This is a genomic window from Anabaena sp. AL09, assembly GCF_001672255.1.
In the GTDB taxonomy this organism is placed as follows: Bacteria; Cyanobacteriota; Cyanobacteriia; order Cyanobacteriales; family Nostocaceae; genus Dolichospermum; species Dolichospermum lemmermannii.
The window spans coordinates 1-13,850 of the sequence record NZ_LJOQ01000090.1 but is presented as its reverse complement, the minus strand read 5'-3'; the positions used below and the strand labels follow the sequence as shown (position 1 = coordinate 13,850).

Here is a 13,850-nt window from a genome sequence, read left to right as displayed (position 1 = left end):
GTTTGTGAAAATAGAATAATTTTTATATTTAAACCGATTTAGATTCTCAGCGTCGTATTAAAAGATTATGCTGAAAATAAATTATCTTGGCATTGACAAAATAAATAAAAGCATAAATCAAAATAAATCATCTCAATTTATCTATCAAAAGGGAGATAAGTAAGTGACAGGTAAAGATATAGAATTAAGTTCAGCATCGGCATCTATTCTAACTTTAGGTACGGGTTGGTTTCCTAACAATCCTGGAGGCTTAGAACGGTATATTTATGAACTAATTCATAGATTAGCAGCATCTCAAGACCAAGTAGAATTATGTGGAGTGGGTTTACCTCTAGATGCTAAAAATACACAGATTAAGTTGACTAATTTAGCTTGTCCAGATAGTAAAATTAGTTCTCGGTTATGGTCAATTCGTGATAATTTTCAGAAAACAAGATTAGGTAAACCTGATGCAATTAATCTCCATTTTGCATTATATAGTTTTCCAATTTTAGATATTTTACCTAAGGGAGTACCGGTTACTTTTAACTTTCATGGTCCTTGGGCTTCGGAAAGTCAGGAGGAAGTTGTTAATAAAAAGTTGAGTGTTTGGCTAAAGGAAAAAATAATAGAACAAAGCACTTATAATCGGTGCGATCGCTTTATTGTCCTTAGTAAAGCTTTTGGTCAGATTCTCCATCAAAAATACCAAGTTCCCTGGCAGAAAATTCACATCATTCCTGGTGGAGTTGATATTAATCATTTTCAGAATAATCTCTCGCGTCAAGAGGCTAGAATAAAACTAGGTTGGCCAACTAATCGGCCGATATTATTTACTTCCCGTCGCTTAGTTCACCGCATGGGAATTGATAAGTTATTGCAAGCTATAGCTATGATTAAAGTGGGAATTCCTGATATTTGGTTAGCTATAGCTGGTCGTGGTCATATTCAAGCTTTACTTCAACAACAAGCTAGAGAATTAGGTTTAGAAAATAATGTGCAATTCTTAGGTTTCTTACCTGAAAATGATTTACCTGTGGCTTATCAAGCGGCTGATTTAACTGTGATGCCAAGTCAATCTTTTGAAGGTTTTGGATTAGCTATTTTGGAATCTCTAGCCTGTGGTACTCCTGTTTTATGTACTCCTGTGGGGGGAATGCCAGAAATTTTACAGAAATTTTCTCCAGATTTAATTACTGAGGCGATTACTGTTGAAAGTATTGCTGATAAATTAGCACAAGTTATGTTAGGAAAACTGCCTTTACCTTCTAGGGAAGAATGTCATAATTACACAATTAAAAATTATGATTGGACTAATATTGCTCAACAAGTTCGGCAAGTTCTCCTAGCTTAAATTGATGATAGAGATTGTATGAAAATTCTATTCTTAGACCAAAGTGGTAAACCTGGTGGTGCTGAATTATGTTTAGTTGATATTGCTAAACCTTATGGTGAAAATTCCCTGGTTGGTTTATTCGCAGATGGTGATTTTCGTAAGTTACTCGAAGAAAACCAAATTCCTGTGGAGGTTTTGACAACTCAAGCTATTAAAGTTGGTAAACAAAGTGGTTTATTTCCAGCATTAGCTAGTTTAGGGCAAATAATTCCTTTAATTAATCAGGTTGTGCAACGGGCAAAGAAATATGATTTAATTTATGCTAATACTCAAAAGGCTTTAGTTGTCGCGGCAATAGCTAGTTTTTTCGCTCGTCGTCCTTTGGTTTATCATTTACATGATATTCTTTCTTTAGAACATTTTAGTAAAACTAATTTGCGAGTTGCTGTTAATTTAATTAATCGTTGTGCTGCTTTGGTAATTGCTAATTCTCAAGCTAGTAAAACGGCATTTTTACAAGCTGGAGGAAAACCCGATATAGTTGAAGTTGTTTATAATGGTTTTGCTATAGAAAATTATCAAGTTGATGAATTAGAAGTTAGAAAAATCCGAGCTAATTTAGAATTAGAAGGTAAATTTGTTGTTGGACATTTTAGCCGGCTTTCTCCCTGGAAAGGACAGCATATTTTAATTGATGCTCTTTCCCAATGTCCAGAAAATGTGGTAGTAATTTTAGTTGGTGATGCTTTATTTGGTGAACAGGAATATATTCAGGATTTACACCAAAAAGTAACTGCATTAGGGTTAGAAAATCGAGTCAATTTTTTAGGTTTTCGCTCAGATATTCCCAAATTAATGGCAATGTGTGATTTAATTACTCATACTTCCACTGCACCTGAACCTTTTGGAAGAGTTATTGTTGAAGCTATGCTGTGTGGTAAACCTGTGATTGCGGCTCAAGCTGGTGGTGCAATAGAATTAGTGGAAGATGGGATTAATGGTTTTTTAGTCACACCCGGAGAACCTCAAGAATTAGCAAAGGTGATTCATAATTGTCTGCAAGAACCTGTAAAAACTGCGAATATTGCCAATAATGCCAGAATTGTTGCTAGTGAACGTTTTGATGTTAATATTATTAATCAGCAAATTCAAGAATTGTTAGAATCAATTAGATCCCCGACTTCTTGAAGAAGTCAAGGATCTGGGTCTTGGGAAACAATGTATAATATGTAATGTATGGGTGGAGAAATCCCACCTTTACAAATTAATAAATTTTAAAGTGAATTCTCGTGGCACAAGTTGTATTAGAAAACGTTTATAAAAGTTTTCCCTCTCGCGGTGGGGAAGGTGCAAAAACGCAACCAGACGGTACCGATGGTGTAAGTGTCTTGAGACGGATTAATTTAACCATTGCTGATGGTGAATTTATGGTGCTGGTGGGACCATCTGGCTGCGGTAAAAGTACCCTGCTGAGGTTAATCGCTGGGCTGGAGGTAATGACTGGTGGTAACATTTCGGTAGGAGATAGCGCTAGTGCGCCCGCAGGGCTTCGCTTGATTAATGACTTACCTCCCAAGGACAGGGACATCGCTATGGTGTTTCAAAGTTATGCACTCTATCCCCACATGACTGTATATGACAACATTGCTTTTGGCTTACGTCGTCAGTTTCCAGATCAGGAAGTTGGCAAAAAAAGACTGACTCAATGGGGCGAAAATCTACTTGTAGGGTTAACAAAAAAGTTACCTAGTGGATTACGGTATATTTCTCCAAAAGAAAGAATTGTTAATGAACGAGTCCAAAAAGTTGCGGGTTTATTACAAATTGAAACTCTGTTAAATCGGTTACCGAAACAACTTTCCGGGGGACAAAGACAACGGGTAGCATTGGGAAGGGCGATTGCCCGCAATCCCCAAGTATTCTTAATGGATGAACCATTATCTAATTTGGACGCTAAATTACGGGCTGAAACCCGCAGCCAAATTGTTAAATTACAACGTCAATTGGGAATAACGACGATTTATGTTACCCATGATCAAACTGAAGCCATGACAATGGGCGATCGCATTGCCATTATGTCAGAAGGTAAAATACAGCAAGTTGCAGCACCTTTAGAACTATATAATCGTCCTGCTAATCGCTTCGTCGCGGAATTTATCGGTTCTCCACCCATGAATTTTATCCCTGTGGAGTTTCACGCACCTTTATTAATTACCCATACTAACTTTCGCTTTACCCTTCCAGATGTGTGGGGAAGTGCGTTACAAAACTACGACGGACAAACTTTAATGTTGGGTATTCGTCCAGAACATCTCAGTTTGGGTGTACCTGCTACTAAAAATTTACCAGTCAAAGTAGACTTAGTAGAAAACTTAGGAAATGACACTTTTTTAGCTGTAAAAATTTCTGATCCTGATTTACAAAATGTAGATGGACAAACTTTACAAGTTCGAGTTCCCCCAGATAGATTTATAAAGATAAATGACCAACTTTGGTTATCATTTGTGCCTGATAAACTGCATTTTTTTGACCCCAAAACCGAGTTAGCAATATTTCAACAATAAGGGAAGAGGTAAGAGGAAATATATTTTTATTTACCAATTCTCTATTCCCTGTTCCCTATTTTAATGATATAAAGCACTATGGGGTAATACTCTAAAAACTTCTTCTATAGTTGTTACTCCATTCATCACTTTTTCAGCAGCAGCCATACTAAAAGAAGTAAAATTAATCGGTTTTAAAATATCTTGTCAGGATTATATCATCTTGTTACAGACTCGATTGCGAGATTAATGATATTTTATTTTTGCACAAACTCTTTTATCCCCATCCTCATCCAAACTATGACACTCAATTTATATTTACTGCGACATGGTGAAACAACTTTTAGTCAAACTGGTAATTTCTGCGGTGAAACTAATGCAGAATTGACACAAGAAGGAATGCAAATGGCATCCAGTTTTGCTGATGTTTATCAAAAATTGAACTGGTCAGCGGTTTATGTTAGTCCGATGAAGCGCACCATTGCCACTGCCAAGCCATTTTGTGATGCTATTGGGATGGAGATGCAGGTGCGGGAAGGACTCAGAGAAGGTAGTTATGGACAATGGGAAACCAAGAGTAAATCCTTTGTTCAGGAAAATTACCCAGAAAACTATGTGAACTGGTTGACAGAACCCGCTTGGAATGCACCCATTGGTGGAGAAACTGCGGTAGATATTGCTAACCGTTCTCTGCCTGTAATTGCGGAAATTCAAGAAAAATATCCCCAAGGTAATGTTTTAGTAGTTTCCCATAAAGCCACGATTCGGATTATGCTTTGCAGTTTGCTGGGAATTGATTTGGGACGCTATCGTTATCGGGTAAATATTTTGGTCGCATCGGTAAGTATGGTTAAATTTGATGTTAATGGTCCTTTGTTGGAAACATTAGGCGATCGCCATCATATACCAGATCATATTCGTTCTCGTCCAGGAACTTAAATTGACACTCCCTGGCGGTAAATTTCCTGAGCGTAGTCTGTCCAAGTCCCTTGTCCCCAATAACGAAAACAGCTAGTTTGTAATAAGAGATTATGTAATAGCAGTTGGCGGTATTGACTATCTTGAGTCAGATTTACACTGGATTGATCAGATAATAAATTGTCGAATTTCCCATGAAATAAATTGCTAAATTTGTACATGGGAGATAAAACATTTTCATATCCTTGCACCCAACTAATATGATTTGTCCATGATGCCCCATCAATATGAAAGTTGGGGTGATTTTTTTTCAGTTCTTGAATCGCATTTTCTACAGCATCCGGTTGATAATTACCTTCAGGAATTTGCGCCCAGATTTGATGTTGTCCACTTGCTTGACAGGGAGGAAAGTCTGCGGGCTGACAACCTGCGGCTGCTAATAATTCTAAATATTCTGTACCGCAAACACCAACAACACCAGTTTTACCTCCTCCATTTTGCACCATATCCCCCCAAGCTTGTTGAAAACCGCCGGGAAATTCGTTCATCATCACACCACCATTTTCACCATCACCTATTTGACTAACTATGGGAGGTACGACAACATCACCTAATTTTTGTTTAGATAAAGTTTTGGCTTCATAGTATGGCTGCATTTGGGCGACTAATTTAGTGTCTGAACCTTGGGTTTTAATCAATGCAGTAATACTAATTTCTTCTCCTTGGGAATTGCGAGCTATTAACCGATGTGGTAAATGTTTATAATTTAAAGGCTGACCATTAATTGTTTCTACGGTATGTTCTTGCACTAATAACCAACGATAACCACATTCTTTTAAGGCTTTGATAAATGCAAACAAGGTATCTGGATGGTTTGGTAAGTGCATTTCTGGAGGGGAAAATCCTTTGATTCTTGCTAATGCTTCCCAACCAAAAATTGCCGCAAAATAATGTTGCCAAGCGATAATGTGGAGTTTAATATCTGCTATGGGGGTGGAAGGGATGACAGCATGACTCCACATAGTCCCCAACCATTCTACATAGGGCTGGTAGGTAGGATTGCAGGTGATGCGTTTAAGATTATCTAGAATATCACTTCTGCCCATTTGTACCAGTCCCCATAAAAGATTACCAGAATAATCCAACATCACACGGGGATTACAGCCTTGTGCAACTAATTCAGGAATAAAATCTCCCATGCGACTATAACAATTAGCAAAAGGGGCAGCATTGTGATTATCTCCTTCTTGCTGATGGGCAAACATATATTGTAAATTGCTGATCAATAAACCATTATTTCCCGCTGGGATAGTGGGTTGGTGCATATGTAGAGCGATCGCAAATACTGCATTAATATCTGCTAATTTCAGATTAGTCGTTGGTAAAAAAATAGGTTCATCGTGGTTAACTACAGTCAACACTTCTTTTTCCCAACCGCAGATATTTGGCAGATTATCAATAATTTCGGGTAACGTAGGGAGATTATCTGGTAATTTCAACATTTATAGCCCCTCAAAAATAATGTATAACTAAATGTTTAGAGTTGATGAGAATCTGTATTATTACAAATTGCCTCATACAATTCTGTATTTTCTTTATGTAGTTCCTTTATTATTTCTTGCAGCCGTAAACATTCATCGGAAGAAAAAGACTTGACTGTTGCAATATCTTTATGTTTTGTTATTCCACGCTTCATAGGGTACAAATTATGAGCCGGATCAAACCAGACAATATTGAACGTATTATTCCAAATGAAACCATGAATTCGCCCATAATTTTTGCCCAATCTTACTTCAAAAGCCCTTGAGGCTATTTCGCTAGCCTGATCTAGCGATGATTCTTCGTCTTTTGTTTGAACAAAAAGCTTATTCTTAATCTTGGCAATTATCTCATGAGGAAATGAATCCCTAATTGAAGTTTGGGAGTTAAAGATCGACTTAGGTAATAAACTAGGATGTGTTTGCTCAGTTATTTCCCTTTCTGTGCTGGATTCTATCCTTGATATGCAATCAAAGAATTTCTGATAATATTTGATTTCCATTCCATGAAAAAAGAACTCTTCTGAGTCCCAATCAAGGTAATTAAAGGAAACACGAAGACGCTCTTCTGCTACAGACTTTGCATCTTGATCCGCAATAGTATTAAACTTCTTTTTAGCCATTGGCTTTTAACTTAGAAGCGAAGTAATCACGCAAAGATTCTTTCGTAATTAAAGCATTGCTACCTTCTGATTCGTCCAAATCACCCCTTGCATCTAACCAAGGTCTTTCTCTATGGGTCATTGTGCTAAGTGCTGCTCCATCGTAGCGTCCATAAGCACTAACGATATCTTGTAAATATTCATAATCAATTCCATCTGGCTCAGATACCTCCTCATCAATTGGATGCCACTTATACTCCTTATACTTATAGTATAGGGAGTCTATCACTGGACCATGCTGCCATGCCTGAAAATCTTCAGGGAATAACTCTTTTTCTTCAGCTAGAGCATACCCTTGTGCATAATAACACAATTTTTGCAGCTTCATTGGTGAAGGGCTTTCATCAAATAGGTCTCTGTGAATGGTGATGATTGCTTTTTTAACTTGATCTAATTCTTGTGAAATCATAATTTATTGATTTACCTCAACCACATACTATTGTACTATATAAGTAGTCAGGCAAAATTATTTTCACATCTTACTTCCCAATAGATCAGGTTATAACCAGCATTTCTGGTGATTGATCATGATATTTAAGCCACAAGCTAAGTAACCCCAACAATAGAAACCCTTGCAAAGCGTTCCATCAATAGTTACACTTTTTAGAATATTCTCATTTTTGTTTAGCAATTACCCAAACACTCAAACAGCTAGTTCTTGACAAAGAACTCAAACTATGGTAGTGCGTCGGTATTGCCAAACTCAAAATCAGCAATAAAAAAACTCAGAGATTCTTCTGATTGACGGTTTCCGTCATGCAGAACCTCAGTAAGAAAATTGCTTTGTAAACATAACTATCCTGGAGGCTTGTAGTCAATGGGACTACCTTGGTATCGGGTACATACAGTCGTTCTGAATGATCCAGGTCGGCTGATTTCTGTACACTTAATGCACACAGCTTTAGTAGCTGGCTGGGCAGGTTCAATGGCATTGTACGAACTAGCCGTTTATAACCCTAGTGATCCAGTTCTTAACCCCATGTGGCGACAAGGGATGTTCGTACTTCCCTTCATGGCACGTTTAGGCGTAACCGAATCTTGGGGCGGTTGGAGCGTAACTGGTGGCACAGCAGTAGACCCCGGTTTCTGGTCATTTGAAGGCGTTGCTGCGGCTCACATCGTTCTTTCTGGTTTATTATTCTTGGCTGCCGTTTGGCACTGGGTTTTCTGGGATTTGGAACTCTTTCGAGATCCTCGCACTGGTGAACCTGCGCTAGATTTGCCAAAAATGTTTGGTATTCACCTGTTCTTATCCGGTTTACTTTGTTTTGGTTTTGGTGCATTCCACCAAACTGGATTATTTGGTCCGGGAATGTGGGTATCTGATGCCTATGGCATCACTGGCAGTATTCAGCCAGTAGCACCAGAATGGGGTCCGGCTGGATTTAACCCCTATAACCCAGGTGGCATTGTCGCTCACCACATTGCGGCTGGTGTAGTTGGTATTATCGCGGGTTTATTCCACCTGACAGTTAGACCTCCAGAAAGGCTCTACAAAGCCCTACGGATGGGGAATATTGAAACCGTACTTTCTAGCAGTATCGCTGCTGTCTTCTTCGCTGCTTTCGTAGTAGCCGGAACTATGTGGTACGGTAACGCTGCTACCCCAATTGAACTGTTTGGACCTACCCGCTATCAGTGGGATCAAGACTACTTCCGTCAAGAAATTCAGCGTCGTGTGCAAACCAGTGTTGCTGAAGGTGATTCTTTGACCGCAGCCTGGGCAAAGATTCCTGAAAAACTGGCTTTCTACGATTATGTTGGTAATAGCCCCGCTAAAGGTGGTCTATTCCGTACAGGTCCAATGGTGAAGGGTGATGGTATTGCTGAATCTTGGCAAGGTCACGCTGTGTTCACAGATGCCGAAGGACGGGAATTAACAGTTCGTCGTCTACCTAACTTCTTTGAAACCTTCCCAGTCATTTTGACCGATAAAGATGGTGTTGTCCGGGCTGACATCCCCTTCCGTCGGGCAGAATCTAGATATAGCTTTGAACAAACTGGCGTAACTGTCAGTTTCTACGGTGGTAATCTGAATGGTAAAACCTTTACAGATCCCGCTGATGTCAAGAAGTATGCCCGTAAAGCTCAAGGTGGAGAGATCTTTGAATTTGACAAAGAAACCTTGAACTCTGACGGTGTATTCCGCACATCTCCCAGAGGTTGGTTTACCTTTGGTCATGCTGTATTCGCTCTATTATTCTTCTTTGGTCACCTGTGGCATGGTTCACGGACAATTTACCGTGATGTATTTGCCGGTGTGGAAATTGAAGAAGAACAAGTTGAATGGGGTCTTTTCCAGAAGCTGGGTGACAAGACAACTCGCCGGAGAACGGAAGCTTAAAACTTGGATCAGGTGTGAAGTAGATTTTTCTACTTCATGCTTTTTCCCCGGTTTGGTAAACTAAAATTACTGGCTCAACAGGCAGGATCTGAAAAATATGGAAAGTGTTGCTTACATCTTGATTTTAGCCCTAGCAATAGGTGTACTCTTTTTTTCAATCGCCTTCCGCGAACCCCCTCGGTTTGAGAAAAAAGATAAGTAGTTAGTTATTCCCGATTTATAAGGGAATATAGAATTTTTATCCGTTGTTACTAATGATAGTAGCAACGGATATTTTAGTTTAAGACTTCTTTCTTCTCCTAACTCCTGACTCCTGACTCCTGACTCCTGACTCCAAAATATGATATAATTTTATGTCTGGAAGTTGATATGTGTTAAGACTAGCTATTCTAAGCTAGGATAAGACAGCAATGTAAGTGGAAATTGTCCTCCCCCTACTTACATATAAACTGAATTTATGACAAAACCTTTACGGAGACTAGACCCAGGAACACATTAGCATGGTCAATCAGAACTTAACCGCTACAGAAATTGGATTTACCCACGAAGATTTCGCTGCTCTACTTGATAAATACGACTATCACTTCAGCCCTGGAGATGTCGTACCGGGTACAGTTTTCAGTATAGAGCCGCGCGGCGCTCTGATTGACATAGGTGCGAAAACCGCAGCATATATACCCATACAAGAAATGTCTATTAACCGGGTCGATGCCCCGGAAGAAGTCTTACAATCAAACGAAACACGGGAATTTTTCATTCTTACCGATGAAAATGAAGATGGTCAGCTCACCCTTTCAATTCGTCGGATTGAGTATATGCGGGCTTGGGAGCGAGTACGGCAGTTGCAAGCAGAAGATGCTACTGTCCGTTCTGGCGTTTTCGCAACCAACCGTGGTGGTGCATTAGTGCGAATTGAAGGATTGCGCGGCTTTATCCCCGGTTCTCATATTAGCACTCGCAAACCCAAGGAAGATTTGGTAGGCGAAGAACTGCCTTTGAAATTCTTAGAAGTAGATGAAGAGCGTAACCGCTTAGTTCTCTCCCATCGTCGGGCGCTGGTTGAGCGGAAGATGAACCGTTTGGAAGTTGGCGAAGTGGTTATTGGTACTGTTCGCGGTATCAAACCTTACGGTGCTTTCATTGATATTGGTGGCGTGAGCGGACTGCTACACATTTCTGAGATTTCCCACGAGCATATTGACACTCCTCATAGTGTATTCAATGTCAATGATGAAGTGAAAGTAATGATCATTGACTTGGATGCAGAAAGGGGACGGATTTCACTGTCTACCAAACAGTTAGAACCAGAACCTGGTGACATGATCAAGAACCGTGATTTGGTTTACGATAAGGCCGAAGAAATGGCAGCTAAGTATCGGGAACAATTGCTTGCCAAACAGCAAGGTATTACTATACCTGCGGAAGTAGCACCTGTGGAAGGCGCTGAAGAAATTGCACCTGTGGAAGCTGTAGCTGAGGAAGAAATTCCCGCAGCAACAGAAATTGAAGAAGAGATCCCAGCCGCTATTGAATCATAGATTGATAGTTGTAATTACCTACAACTGAGATCATGAAAGTATTGAATTAAGAGGGTTTTTCCCTCTTTTTTTATGGCAATTGGCTATTCAATTGAATTATTCCCTGTTCTTTAACAACTGAAAAATATGGTAACTATTAAATGTAAAAACATTGCGTTTTCTCATATTGAAGCAATTTTATTTGATAAAAACGGGACTTTAGAAGATTCCGAGTCATATTTAATAACGTTGGCACAAAAAGCAACGCGGATAATAGACGCGCAAATTCCCGGTATTGGTGAACCATTGTTAATGGCTTTTGGTATTAATGGCGATTTTTTAGATCCAGCGGGTTTAATATCAGTAGCGAGTCGCAAAGAAACAGAAGTTGCAGCAGCAGCCTATATTGCGGAAACCGGAAGAGGATGGTTTGAATCTTTGAAAATTGCCCGTCAAGCTTTAGAAGAGGCTGATCAATATGTTAGCAAAACTCCCTCACCTTTATTTGTGGGTAGTTTGGAGGTATTACAGTCTTTGTCAGTAGCGGGATTAAAATTGGGGATTCTGTCAGCAGCCACTACTGAAGATGTAGAGAAATTTGTGATTAATCACCAATTAAGCGATTATTTGCAACTGGAAAAGGGAGTTGATGAGGGTCCAAGTAAACCAGATCCAGCCCTGTTTTTAGAAGCTTGTCAAGCTTTAGGAGTAGCACCAGGGGCAACTTTAATGGTAGGTGATTCTGTGGGTGATATGCAAATGGCACGTGATGCTAAAGCTGCTGGCTGTATTGGTATTACTTGGATTGGGAGGGCAGATAATGTTAAAGGTGCAGATGTGGTAATTAATCAACTTGAGGAAATTCAGGTGATTGATGATTGAATGATTTCCTAGTTCTATTTATTGACACACCAATGCAGAAAAATTTTGGCAATTAAGTTAAAATTTAAGCGGACTAACTACCAACTACTCACTATCTCTTAATTATGAATCAATCCAATAATGGTGGCATACTTGAACAGTTTGTAAACATGGTGATGGGGGTAAAAACTGGCAATCAACAACAGTCTCTAAATACATCAGCAGGGGACACACAAGAACTAGATATCAAGGCAGTTTTAGTTTATAAATTAGGGACTATTCTGCAAATAGGAGTGATGATTCTTGTGTTACTGGGAATGGAAAAATTAGTAATTTTAATTGACAATAATTCTGCTTTTCCCAGTTGGTTTAGCACTTTAGTCACGGCATTATTTTTTGGTTTATTAAGTATCCGTTCCCGCATTTTTTCGCTTTTAGATAATACCCGTTCTCGGACAACTTATGATCAGGTAATTAGACCAAAATGGTCTCCTCCACCTTTAGCATTTCCCATAGTTTGGATGTTCATTGCCGTTTTGCGAGTAATTTCTTCGGTATTAGTTTGGCAGGAAATGAATCACCAATTTTTGGTATTACCTTTAATTCTGTTTGTGGTACATCTGGCTTTAGGAGATACTTGGAATACGATTTTTACCGTAGAACGGAGATTAGGTGCTGCTGTTCCTGTGGTGATTTTAGGGCCTTGGTTATCGGCTATGGTTGTAACGGCAATTTATTGGCAAACTGTTCCTTTAGCGGGAATGATTTTATCTTTTTCTTGTGTATGGTTAACTGTAGCTAGTGCATTGGTGTTGAGAATTTGGCAGTTAAATGGATCTGAGCCTTTGTATCCTTTGAAATTGGCTGTTGTGGAGAAATAAATAGTCATAATTCACATTTAGGGGAAAGAAAAGACCGCATTTAATATCTATGAAAAATGGTAGGGAAGAATTAATTCTCTACCACTGAATTCAGGAATTTAAACGCCTAACATAGTGCTGTAATATTAAACTATAATTCTTCAATTGTTACTAAACCACCTTCTATAAATTGGATAGATAGTTTATAACCGTCAAGTAAAGCAGTTCCTAATAAGGGACGCTTTCCTGTAGCTAAAACATTAACTACTCTTTCTTCTCCATTCCAGATAATGGTAGCTTGATGTACTGGTAAAAGCACACGGCTATTATCTGCTAAAGTTGCATACATATCATAAACACAAGGAAAACCCAAGAGATTAACTGCTGCGGTCGGTAAGGAAAGAAACTCTGTAAAACCTGTATCAATCACAAATTCAATTGTAAAATCTGGTTGTTCTGGCAATCGAAATATAACATTGACAGTTGCACGCCCGTTTTTAATAATACCAGTTATCACCGATAATCACGCTCCATTTCTCCACTAAAGGAGGCAGCAACTTTATAACCAATGCGAATCCCAAAAAGTCGAGCAAATCTGTTTTTATTCCGTAAATAATGCGCTGATTCTATGCCTGTTTTATCAATAGCATATTCACCTGTTTCTATATCAATAATTATCATTTTACCGATGTTTTCATCAGTTTCTACTTGTTGACGAATACCATTTTCATATAATTCTTTGGCACGGTTTGCGACTTCTTCGCTGCTGAGGAGAATAGCTTGCATTTTATTTCATCCTTTTTCGTGATTAGTTTATTATACTTGATCAAGCGATACCTTCAGTCAGCGCTTCGCTATCGCCTTTGGTACTGGGTTCCGCATAATTGCACATCTCCAGTATAGTTTAACTAAGAGCGATCGCTTCGGTAAGCTTTACTAAACGACACCTTTCGCATTAGTGATCACAAATGTTACAATGCAGCTATGTTGTAAATCAAGGTTAAAAAAAATGAAAAAAGAAGACACAATTGAAAAGCTAAAACGTCAAATTCAATTAATTGATAATTTAAAATACATAATTCCAGGAACACAATATAGAGAAAAAGAAAAACTCTTTATTAAATGGAAACGAGATACAGAAATTTTGATTGAACAAATATTTGAAAAAGATTCTCGACATATAGAGGAATTTAAAAATATTTTTGGTTCTACCGCTCCCTTTATGGAGAAATAGGATTGAAATACCAAGGTAGTAAAGCACGAACTCGGAAATTTTCAAAATTCCGGAATCC

Annotated in this window: 15 protein-coding genes; 10 read left to right on the top strand and 5 right to left on the bottom strand. The window is 38.8% G+C overall.

All coding sequences use genetic code 11. From position 1 onward, the window contains the following. Window positions 1-163 precede the first annotated feature (163 nt). The 4 genes from AN490_RS18605 to AN490_RS18590 all read left to right on the top strand — a co-directional run bounded on the left by AN490_RS18605 (window position 164) and on the right by AN490_RS18590 (window position 4,797). Window positions 164-1,333 carry a glycosyltransferase family 4 protein gene (locus AN490_RS18605; protein ID WP_300006412.1) on the top strand — a complete coding sequence of 390 codons (1,170 nt, stop codon included), beginning with the start codon at window positions 164-166 and terminating at the stop codon, window positions 1,331-1,333. A gap of 18 nt (window positions 1,334-1,351) precedes the next feature. After that, window positions 1,352-2,503, top strand: coding sequence for a glycosyltransferase family 4 protein (locus tag AN490_RS18600; RefSeq protein ID WP_300006411.1), 1,152 nt, complete (start codon window positions 1,352-1,354; stop codon window positions 2,501-2,503). A gap of 101 nt (window positions 2,504-2,604) precedes the next feature. Beyond that, on the top strand, window positions 2,605-3,879 hold the full coding sequence (locus AN490_RS18595; protein WP_300006410.1) for an ABC transporter ATP-binding protein: 1,275 nt from the start codon (window positions 2,605-2,607) through the stop codon (window positions 3,877-3,879). A 279-nt stretch (window positions 3,880-4,158) separates the two neighbouring features. Continuing rightward, on the top strand, window positions 4,159-4,797 hold the full coding sequence (locus tag AN490_RS18590) for a histidine phosphatase family protein (RefSeq protein ID WP_148759889.1): 639 nt from the start codon (window positions 4,159-4,161) through the stop codon (window positions 4,795-4,797). Here AN490_RS18590 and AN490_RS18585 read toward each other — a convergent pair. Genes AN490_RS18585 through AN490_RS18575 form a run of 3 tightly spaced genes read right to left on the bottom strand, consistent with a single transcriptional unit; the run spans window position 4,794 to window position 7,385 of the window. Further along, window positions 4,794-6,278: a glycosyl hydrolase family 57 gene (locus tag AN490_RS18585; protein WP_300006409.1), complete on the bottom strand. Its 1,485-nt coding sequence runs from the start codon at window positions 6,276-6,278 to the stop codon at window positions 4,794-4,796. The genes AN490_RS18590 and AN490_RS18585 overlap by 4 nt on opposite strands. 35 nt (window positions 6,279-6,313) lie before the next feature. Continuing rightward, the gene (locus AN490_RS18580; RefSeq protein WP_168650455.1) at window positions 6,314-6,937 is read right to left on the bottom strand and encodes a hypothetical protein; all 624 of its coding nucleotides are present in this window, start codon (window positions 6,935-6,937) and stop codon (window positions 6,314-6,316) included. After that, the gene (locus AN490_RS18575) at window positions 6,930-7,385 is read right to left on the bottom strand and encodes a type II toxin-antitoxin system antitoxin SocA domain-containing protein (RefSeq protein WP_300006408.1); all 456 of its coding nucleotides are present in this window, start codon (window positions 7,383-7,385) and stop codon (window positions 6,930-6,932) included. The genes AN490_RS18580 and AN490_RS18575 overlap by 8 nt, the downstream gene beginning before the upstream one ends. Window positions 7,386-7,793: 408 nt before the next feature. Between AN490_RS18575 and psbB the strand changes: the two genes are divergently transcribed. The 5 genes from psbB to AN490_RS18550 all read left to right on the top strand — a co-directional run bounded on the left by psbB (window position 7,794) and on the right by AN490_RS18550 (window position 12,579). Further along, window positions 7,794-9,320 carry a photosystem II chlorophyll-binding protein CP47 gene (psbB, locus tag AN490_RS18570; protein ID WP_015083196.1) on the top strand — a complete coding sequence of 509 codons (1,527 nt, stop codon included), beginning with the start codon at window positions 7,794-7,796 and terminating at the stop codon, window positions 9,318-9,320. Between the two features lie 97 nt (window positions 9,321-9,417). Further along, window positions 9,418-9,522, top strand: a complete 105-nt coding sequence (locus AN490_RS18565) for a photosystem II reaction center protein T (protein ID WP_015083195.1) — start codon at window positions 9,418-9,420, stop codon at window positions 9,520-9,522. A gap of 298 nt (window positions 9,523-9,820) precedes the next feature. Then, window positions 9,821-10,858, top strand: a complete 1,038-nt coding sequence (locus AN490_RS18560) for a 30S ribosomal protein S1 (RefSeq protein ID WP_168651970.1) — start codon at window positions 9,821-9,823, stop codon at window positions 10,856-10,858. Between the two features lie 126 nt (window positions 10,859-10,984). Further along, window positions 10,985-11,719: an HAD family hydrolase gene (locus tag AN490_RS18555; RefSeq protein WP_300006407.1), complete on the top strand. Its 735-nt coding sequence runs from the start codon at window positions 10,985-10,987 to the stop codon at window positions 11,717-11,719. 104 nt (window positions 11,720-11,823) lie between these two features. After that, complete coding sequence (locus AN490_RS18550) at window positions 11,824-12,579, top strand: TspO/MBR family protein (RefSeq protein WP_300006406.1); 756 nt, start codon at window positions 11,824-11,826, stop codon at window positions 12,577-12,579. Window positions 12,580-12,709: 130 nt separating this feature from the next. On the opposite strand, the gene AN490_RS18545 is transcribed toward AN490_RS18550, so the two are convergent. Together AN490_RS18545 and AN490_RS18540 are read right to left on the bottom strand one after the other, a co-directional pair. Then, window positions 12,710-13,075: a clan AA aspartic protease gene (locus AN490_RS18545; protein ID WP_300006405.1), complete on the bottom strand. Its 366-nt coding sequence runs from the start codon at window positions 13,073-13,075 to the stop codon at window positions 12,710-12,712. Continuing rightward, window positions 13,072-13,344: a hypothetical protein gene (locus tag AN490_RS18540; RefSeq protein ID WP_271821939.1), complete on the bottom strand. Its 273-nt coding sequence runs from the start codon at window positions 13,342-13,344 to the stop codon at window positions 13,072-13,074. Before AN490_RS18540 ends, AN490_RS18545 begins: the two co-directional genes overlap by 4 nt. Window positions 13,345-13,567: 223 nt before the next feature. On the opposite strand from AN490_RS18540, the gene AN490_RS18535 reads away from it, so the two are divergent. Next, complete coding sequence (locus tag AN490_RS18535) at window positions 13,568-13,792, top strand: hypothetical protein (RefSeq protein ID WP_300006404.1); 225 nt, start codon at window positions 13,568-13,570, stop codon at window positions 13,790-13,792. Window positions 13,793-13,850: the final 58 nt, after the last annotated feature.

What these genes read in the sequence shown, in the direction of transcription:
- AN490_RS18600 (WP_300006411.1), top strand. Translation starts at nt 1,352, where the DNA reads ATGAAAATTCTATTCTTAGACCAAAGTGGTAAACCTGGTGGTGCTGAA.
- AN490_RS18590 (WP_148759889.1), top strand. Translation starts at nt 4,159, where the DNA reads ATGACACTCAATTTATATTTACTGCGACATGGTGAAACAACTTTTAGT.
- AN490_RS18585 (WP_300006409.1), bottom strand. Translation starts at nt 6,278, where the DNA reads ATGTTGAAATTACCAGATAATCTCCCTACGTTACCCGAAATTATTGAT.
- AN490_RS18580 (WP_168650455.1), bottom strand. Translation starts at nt 6,937, where the DNA reads ATGGCTAAAAAGAAGTTTAATACTATTGCGGATCAAGATGCAAAGTCT.
- AN490_RS18575 (WP_300006408.1), bottom strand. Translation starts at nt 7,385, where the DNA reads ATGATTTCACAAGAATTAGATCAAGTTAAAAAAGCAATCATCACCATT.
- psbB (WP_015083196.1), top strand. Translation starts at nt 7,794, where the DNA reads ATGGGACTACCTTGGTATCGGGTACATACAGTCGTTCTGAATGATCCA.
- AN490_RS18565 (WP_015083195.1), top strand. Translation starts at nt 9,418, where the DNA reads ATGGAAAGTGTTGCTTACATCTTGATTTTAGCCCTAGCAATAGGTGTA.
- AN490_RS18560 (WP_168651970.1), top strand. Translation starts at nt 9,821, where the DNA reads ATGGTCAATCAGAACTTAACCGCTACAGAAATTGGATTTACCCACGAA.
- AN490_RS18555 (WP_300006407.1), top strand. Translation starts at nt 10,985, where the DNA reads ATGGTAACTATTAAATGTAAAAACATTGCGTTTTCTCATATTGAAGCA.
- AN490_RS18550 (WP_300006406.1), top strand. Translation starts at nt 11,824, where the DNA reads ATGAATCAATCCAATAATGGTGGCATACTTGAACAGTTTGTAAACATG.
- AN490_RS18540 (WP_271821939.1), bottom strand. Translation starts at nt 13,344, where the DNA reads ATGCAAGCTATTCTCCTCAGCAGCGAAGAAGTCGCAAACCGTGCCAAA.
- AN490_RS18535 (WP_300006404.1), top strand. Translation starts at nt 13,568, where the DNA reads ATGAAAAAAGAAGACACAATTGAAAAGCTAAAACGTCAAATTCAATTA.